8 protein-coding genes are annotated in these 6562 nt (G+C 64.3%); 1 reads left to right on the forward strand and 7 read right to left on the reverse strand.

The genetic code is table 11. The features are described from left to right. The coding region (locus EOA22_RS20985; protein WP_164755694.1) for a chloride channel protein at positions 1-1415 on the forward strand (1415 nt) is incomplete at its 5' end. Positions 1416-1436: 21 nt separating this feature from the next. Here the strand turns inward: EOA22_RS20985 and EOA22_RS20990 are convergent. The 7 genes from EOA22_RS20990 to EOA22_RS21020 form a co-directional block, all read right to left on the reverse strand. Then, positions 1437-3080 carry an MFS transporter gene (locus EOA22_RS20990; protein ID WP_063168926.1) on the reverse strand — a complete coding sequence of 548 codons (1644 nt, stop codon included), beginning with the start codon at positions 3078-3080 and terminating at the stop codon, positions 1437-1439. 229 nt (positions 3081-3309) lie between these two features. Beyond that, the gene (fliQ, locus tag EOA22_RS20995) at positions 3310-3576 is read right to left on the reverse strand and encodes a flagellar biosynthesis protein FliQ (RefSeq protein ID WP_013529773.1); all 267 of its coding nucleotides are present in this window, start codon (positions 3574-3576) and stop codon (positions 3310-3312) included. A gap of 24 nt (positions 3577-3600) precedes the next feature. Then, complete coding sequence (flgD, locus tag EOA22_RS21000; protein WP_013529774.1) at positions 3601-4008, reverse strand: flagellar hook assembly protein FlgD; 408 nt, start codon at positions 4006-4008, stop codon at positions 3601-3603. Then, positions 4008-4451, reverse strand: coding sequence for a flagellar biosynthesis repressor FlbT (gene flbT, locus EOA22_RS21005; RefSeq protein WP_013529775.1), 444 nt, complete (start codon positions 4449-4451; stop codon positions 4008-4010). The genes flgD and flbT overlap by 1 nt, the downstream gene beginning before the upstream one ends. Beyond that, entirely contained in the window at positions 4448-4795 is a 348-nt protein-coding gene (gene flaF, locus EOA22_RS21010) for a flagellar biosynthesis regulator FlaF (protein WP_013529776.1), read from the reverse strand. Before flaF ends, flbT begins: the two co-directional genes overlap by 4 nt. Before the next feature lie 31 nt (positions 4796-4826). Further along, complete coding sequence (locus tag EOA22_RS21015) at positions 4827-5870, reverse strand: flagellar hook-associated family protein (protein ID WP_013529777.1); 1044 nt, start codon at positions 5868-5870, stop codon at positions 4827-4829. Between the two features lie 4 nt (positions 5871-5874). Further along, positions 5875-6562: flagellar basal body rod C-terminal domain-containing protein (locus EOA22_RS21020; protein WP_281040771.1), on the reverse strand; the 688-nt coding region annotated here is incomplete at its 5' end.

Consider the following 6562-nt stretch of genomic DNA (forward strand, 5'->3'; position numbering starts at 1 on the left):
TGAACGACGCCTTCATCATCGCCGGCCAGACGATGATCTCCAGCGGTTTTGGCGCCTCGGTCGGGCTGGAAGCCGGCTACACGCAGGTTGGCTCCGGGCTGGCATCGCGGCTGGCGGGCATCTTCAGGCTGCGCCGCAACGATGTCCGTATCCTGGTCGGCTGTGGTGCGGCCGGCGCCATCGCCGCTGCCTTCGATGCACCGCTGACCGGCGCCTTCTACGGCTTCGAATTGGTCATCGGCATCTACTCGGTCGCCAATGTCGCGCCTGTCATGACCGCCGCGATCTCAGCCTCGCTGACCGCTGAAATGTTCGGCGGGGTGCCTTTCCCGCTCGAGCTTTCGGGTCTGCCGGCGCTCACCGCCAGCCAGTATGTGCCGTTCCTGCTGCTCGGGCTGCTCGGCGGTGCCGCCTCGATCGCCATCATGCATCTGGTGACGCTGATCGAGCGCGGTTTCGCCAGGCTGTCGATCGATGCGTCGCTGCGCCCCGTCATTGGCGGCGTCATCGTTGGCTTGTTGGGGCTGATCACGCCGCAGGTGCTGTCCAGCGGCCATGGCGCGCTGCATCGCGAATTCTCGATGAATTACGGGCTGGCCGTGGTGGCCAGCGTCTTCGTGCTCAAGCTGGCGGCGTCGGCGGTCTCGCTGGGATCGGGTTTTCGCGGCGGGCTGTTCTTTGTCTCGCTGTTCCTCGGCGCGCTGCTCGGCAAGGCGTTCGCGGATGTGATGCTTGTTATTTCTCCGGCAACCGGCATCGACCCTGCCGTCGCCGCCGTCGTCGGCATGACGTCGCTCGCCGTCGGTGTCGTCGGCGGTCCGCTGACGATGACCTTCCTGGCGCTGGAATCGACCCGCGACCTGACGTTGACCGGCGTCGTGCTGGCCGCCTCGATCATGTCGGCCATCCTGGTGCGCGAAACCTTCGGCTACTCGTTCTCGACATGGCGCTTCCATCTGCGCGGCGAGACCATCCGCAGCGCCCACGATGTCGGCTGGATGCGCAGCCTCACAGTCGGCTCGATGATGCGCAAGGACATCAAGACCATCTATGCCTCGACGACGCTGGCAGCCTTCCGCAAGGAGGTGCCGCTCGGCTCTGCCCAGCGCGTCATCGCCGTCGATGCGGGCGACCACTATGTCGGCGTGCTGATCGTGGCCGAACTGCACAGCGATCCGTCCGATGGCGAGGTGCCGGTGCGCGATCTCGCCAAATACAAGGACGCGGTGCTGGTGCCGAGCATGAACGTGCAGGCCGCCGCGGAAACATTCCAGCGGGCGGGCGCCGAAGAACTCGCCGTGGTCGAGGATTTCACCGACCACATCGTGCTGGGCCTGTTGACCGAAGGCCATTTGATGCGGCGCTATGCCGAGGAACTCGACAAGGCGCGCCGGGACCTGTCGGGCGAGGGGTAGAGGGCAAGAGGGGTTACGGGCTTAATGCTCGATCGGCCCCTTGGCCATCACAAGCGCCGTGCCGGCGGTGGTCGGGCGCTCGATCATGCGTCGTACGCGGGGCGGTTCGTCGCCGCTGTGCAGGGCCCGCACGCGTTCGCCGATGACGGCGTCGGCATGGGTGATGCGTCCATTGTGCCTGATATACTCGATCCAGGTCGGCGTGTGATAATGCTCGATCCATACGGTGGGATTCTCGAGATCGCGCGCCAGCGTCCAGTTGCGGGCGCCGTCACGGCGGCGGATGCGGCCGCGTTCGGCCATGATGGCGAGGAACTCCGGTTCGTCCTCGTGGCGGATCACATATTCGATCATGATGGCGATGGGACCACTGCGCGGCTTCAGGTCAAGCGCCAAATGCGGTTCCTTGAAGCGATTGAGCGGGTCGAGGTTGAGCACCTGCTGTTGCGGCAGCGGGAGCAAAAGACCGATGGCGCCGCCGGCCAGCATGGCGATGCTGGCGGCGATCAGCGCGGTTTCGGCGCCATGCGCGTCGGCGACGACGCCCCAGATCCAGCTGCCGAGCGCGATGCCGCCGAAGGTCGCGGTCTGGTAGACCGACAGCACCCGGCCGACCACCCAGCGCGGCGTCGCCATCTGCACCGTGACGTTGAAATGCGAAAGCGCGATCACCCAGCAGGCACCGCCGACAAGCAGGCCGAGCGATGTCTGCCAGGCATGCTGGCTGACGGCGGCATTGAAGGCGCAGACGGCGAAGCCGGCGAACGCACAGCGCACCATCGTCTCGCTGGAGAGCAACTGCCGCAGCCTGACGCTGATCAAGGCGCCGCCGACCGCGCCGATGCCGAAGGCGCCGAGCATGATGCCATAGGTAAGCGCATCGCCCTTGACGACGTCGCGCGCCACCAGAGGCAGCAACGCAAGCACAGCGCCTGCACTGAAGCCGAACGCAGCACCCCTGACCAGCACCTTGCCGATATTGGGCGACATGGCGACATAGCGCAGGCCGGCGCCCATGGCGGCCCCCAGCGACTCGCGCGGCAAGGTCGATACCGGCACGTTCGGCTTCCAGCGCGCCAGCACGACGATCAGGCCGATATAGCTCACCGCGTTCGCCGCGAAGGCGGCTGCCGCACCGGCGGCGGCGACGATGATGCCGCCGATCGCCGGACCGACGCTGCGCGTCAGGTTAAAGCCCATCGAATTGAGGGCGACGGCCGCCGGCACCTTGTTGCGGGGAACGATATCGCCGACGGAGGCTTGCCATGATGGGCTGTTGAGCGCGGTGCCGCTGTCGATCAGGAAGGTGAAGGCAAGCAGCGTCCATGGCGTGATCAGGCCCGAATAGGTGAACAGGGTCAGAAGCACCGACACCACCAGCATGAAGGTCTGGGCGACCAGCATCACCTTGCGCCGGTCGAAACTGTCGGCGATGGCGCCGGCGACCAACGCAAACAGCATGATCGGCAAGGTGGTCGAAGCCTGGACAAGGGCCACCTGATAGGGCGAGGTGGCGATCGTGGTCATCATCCAGGCGGCGCCGACACCCTGGATCAGGCCACCGAAATTCGAGACGAGACTTGCGCCCCACACGGCGCGGAAAATGCCGTGCCGGAAGGGCGCCAGCGCCGAGACGCTCTCGCTGTCCGGCTTTTCGTCAATCATTTGGGATTCCTGCCATGTCGTGCCTGCCCGTCAGACAATCCGTTTGCGCAGACCGTTTGCCGAAAGTAGGGCATGGCGCCGCAAAGGGCAAAAAAGCTCATGGTCCAACAATGGGATAGAGGCGGTCCAGGCCTTGTCTGCCGTGCGTGCGGAGGCGCCAAGGGGATCGGCGGCGTCTGTCTTCGGACAATTACGAACGGCATGCCGCGGCACGCCTTCCCAAAACAGGTTAGAACCCGTTCTGGATGCGCTCGAAGATGACGTTGGTGAAGGCCGATATCTGGCTGCCGATGAAGGGGCCGGTCAGCGCCACCACCAGCATGATGGCGACGATCTTCGGCACGAAGGTCAAGGTGATTTCCTGCACCTGGGTCAGCGCCTGGATGAGGGCGATGCCGATGCCGACCACCATGGCGACCAGCACCACCGGAGCGGACGCGACGAGCACCGTCCATACCGCGTACTGGACGATGTCGAGAGCGTCGGCCTCATTCATGGGACTGGCTCTCTGTCGAAAGCGTCAGCTTGCCGCCTTGACCGAAACTCCCGGACCGACCGCGACTTCGGTGCCGTTCTGCAGCACGGCGATGAGACCGTTGCTGGCGAGGCGCACCGAAGCCACGGTGCCCGTCGTCAGGCCGTCGGCGGAGGTTATCGAGCGCCCGATCAGTGCGTCGGCCTGCGACAGCGCCGAGGACTGCATGATCTGATTGAGCTTGGTGTTGGTCTGCACCGATTGCTCGACCTGCGAGAAGGTGGCGAGCTGGGCGACATACTGCGTCGAATCCATCGGCTTGGTCGGATCCTGGTTCTTCATCTCGGCGATCAGAAGCTTCAGGAAGGACTGGTAGTCGACTGCTGTCTTCGAGGTGGACGCGGTGGCCTGATTGGCGCCGGTCGGAATCGTCGTCGTCATGTCCACGTTCATCAGTATCGTGCTCCCACAGCCAACGGGCGCTCGGCACCCGAAACATCGTCATTCCCACCCAGCGCGCGGCGTTCGAGCGGATAAAGTGCGCGGATCGCCTTCAGCGCTTCGTAGATATGGTCCTCGCCGACCATGCGGTCGATCTGTTTCAGCGCGCTGCAGATCTGGCCGTCCTCGAAGCTTGCCAGAAGCAGCGGCAGCGAACGACGGAACATCTCGCGTGCGGCGGCGGCGCCGGCCGGGTTCATCAGCATGACCTGCAGGATGAAATAAAGCTGCTTGAGCGGTGTCGAGGCATCTTCGGCCTGGATCACGTGGTTTTCGAGCAGGAACTGGACGTCGTTCATCAATTCGACGGTGACCTTGCGGTCGACCCGGATGACGGCGCCGTTGATGTAGATCTTTTCGTTCGGCTTCAGCGATATCTTCAGCGTGTTGGTCATTGAATGCCGTCCCTGATGATCTGGGACACCTCGATCAGCCCTTCGAAATTGTTGGTGCGGCCCTGACGGATGTCCTCCGCCTCGCGCAGCAGCCACAGGCCGATGGAAATGAGGTTGGCGCGCAGTTCCTTTGGCAGAGCGTTGTCGCTGGAGCCAAGATCCTCGACGAAGGCGGTCCAGACGCGGTTGGTGAAGTGAAGCGCCTCTATCGCCTCCATCGAACCGTGGCCGGCCACTGCTGCTGCCGCCAGCATGTCGATCGAGCGGGTCAGAAGCTCGCGCTCGCGGTCCTTCGCGTCGGCAACGGAGTTGCTCTGGATGTCGGCGTAAGAGAATTGGTACATCGTTGGGGCTCTACCGTTCCGTTAAGCGTTGTCAGGTCAGGTAATTCAACAGGCTGAGCTGCTGCAGGCGTGCGGTCAACGCGAAAGACGTTTCGATGTGCTGTGTCAGGTCCGCGACCCGTGTCGCGGCTTCGGCCGGATCGACAGCTTCCAGGTCGAGAATGTGCCGTTCGAAAAGGTCGACCTGCGTTTTCATCCGATCGTTGGCATCGGAAACCCGCTTCTGGACGATGCCGGTCTCGGATTGAAGCTGGCCAATGCCGCTCAGCGCTTCGCCAACCAATGTGGTGGAGCGGCTGACAACCGTATTCTTCGCCGCCTGGCTGATGTTGCTGGACATCAGGCTGCTGACCATGGCTGCCGCCATTGCGAGCTTCTGGATGCCGGCGCTGTTGGCGCTGGTCGACGTCGGTGTGGTTTCGTTGAGTGCGATGCGGCTGACGATCTGCTGGTCGGTGGCGTTCGACCAGTTGCCCTGCCAACCAGCGCCCGTGAACTGCGGGGCGACATCATTGGTGATGAAATCGTCCATCTGGGCAGCCGTGATGTCGGCCGCGAGCGGATCATCCTGGGTGAAGCCGAAATTGGCGACGAAAGCGGCGTCGAATGCCGCCTTGGCGGGGGAGCCGGCAGCTGTGAAGTCGTTGATTGGCTTGACGTCGGTGTTGGTGCCGGCGAACAGGTATTCGCCATTGACGCTGGTGTTGAGGATCGAGGTCAGCTGCTGGATGGTCGCCTTGCCGGAGGATTGGGTGAGGCTGTTGGACGAGTCGCTTGAGGAGGCGGTGGTCAGGGCGGACAGGAACGTCTGAGCGGCGGTCGAGAGTTGACCAAGCGAGGTCTGCGTCGAGGAGAGCCGGGCGCCGACCAGGCCGTTGGAATCGATGATGACGTTGAGCCGGTCAAGATCGCGCTGGAAAGTGACGGCCTGGGTGGTGCGCCCGCCGAGAGCCAGGCCGACGTCGGCGACCCTGCCCGTCGAGGATTCTTTCGTGGCTTTGACGAGTTCGGCCTGCATGCGCATCTGCTGGGAGCGCATGGCATTGGAGATTGCGGCCGAGGAGACTGAAGTCATGGAATTATCCCACCGCGTTGAGCAAGGCCGTCATCATGTCGTCGACGGTTTTCATCATCCGGGCCGATGCCTGGTAGGTGTGTTCGAGGTCGAGCAGCAGCGACATTTCCTGGTCGACATTGACCCCGGTCGCGTTGGACAGCGCCTCGGCGCTGCGCGACGCCAGTGCTTCCTTGGCGTCGGAGGCGGTCGAAGCCTGCTGGCGCACGCCCTCGAACCAGCCGATCGAACTGGCGGCGTAGTCGGACACGCTGGACGTTGCCGAAACCCCGGCGGCGGGGTCGAAAGTCATCGGCTGGTCGAGCCGGTCGCCATAGGCAACCAGAAGGGTGGAATAGGATGCGCCACCGCCCGTGTTGGCGACGTAGGCCGCACCGTTGGCTCCGCCGTCGCGCAGCAGCATCGGGTTGCCGCCGGTGCTCGGGTCCATCGCTGCATTGACGCTGATGGACGCGGCAAGGCCGTTGACCAGCGTGCCGGCGGCCGGCACGGCCGGCGCACCAGACCAGGTGAACAGGCCGGCGGCGTTGGCCATCGAGGGTGCGGTCTCGGCAAAGGCTGTGATCAGGCCACGCGCGGTCTCGTCGAGCTGGCTCTGCATGGTCGAGGCGACGCCGTCACGCAATTGCAGCAGGCCGGCAAGCGTGCCGCTGGCGCTGGTGTTGCCACCAGCTCCCGCCGCGATCGGCACA

Source organism: Mesorhizobium sp. M7A.F.Ca.US.014.04.1.1 (assembly GCF_003998745.1).
GTDB lineage: Bacteria > Pseudomonadota > Alphaproteobacteria > Rhizobiales > Rhizobiaceae > Mesorhizobium > Mesorhizobium ciceri.

Bases quoted from the DNA above. Each gene is read 5' to 3' on its own strand.
- fliQ (WP_013529773.1), bottom strand. From the start codon at position 3,576: ATGAATGAGGCCGACGCTCTCGACATCGTCCAGTACGCGGTATGGACG.
- flgD (WP_013529774.1), bottom strand. From the start codon at position 4,008: ATGAACGTGGACATGACGACGACGATTCCGACCGGCGCCAATCAGGCC.
- flbT (WP_013529775.1), bottom strand. From the start codon at position 4,451: ATGACCAACACGCTGAAGATATCGCTGAAGCCGAACGAAAAGATCTAC.
- flaF (WP_013529776.1), bottom strand. From the start codon at position 4,795: ATGTACCAATTCTCTTACGCCGACATCCAGAGCAACTCCGTTGCCGAC.
- EOA22_RS20990 (WP_063168926.1), bottom strand. From the start codon at position 3,080: ATGATTGACGAAAAGCCGGACAGCGAGAGCGTCTCGGCGCTGGCGCCC.
- EOA22_RS21015 (WP_013529777.1), bottom strand. From the start codon at position 5,870: ATGACTTCAGTCTCCTCGGCCGCAATCTCCAATGCCATGCGCTCCCAG.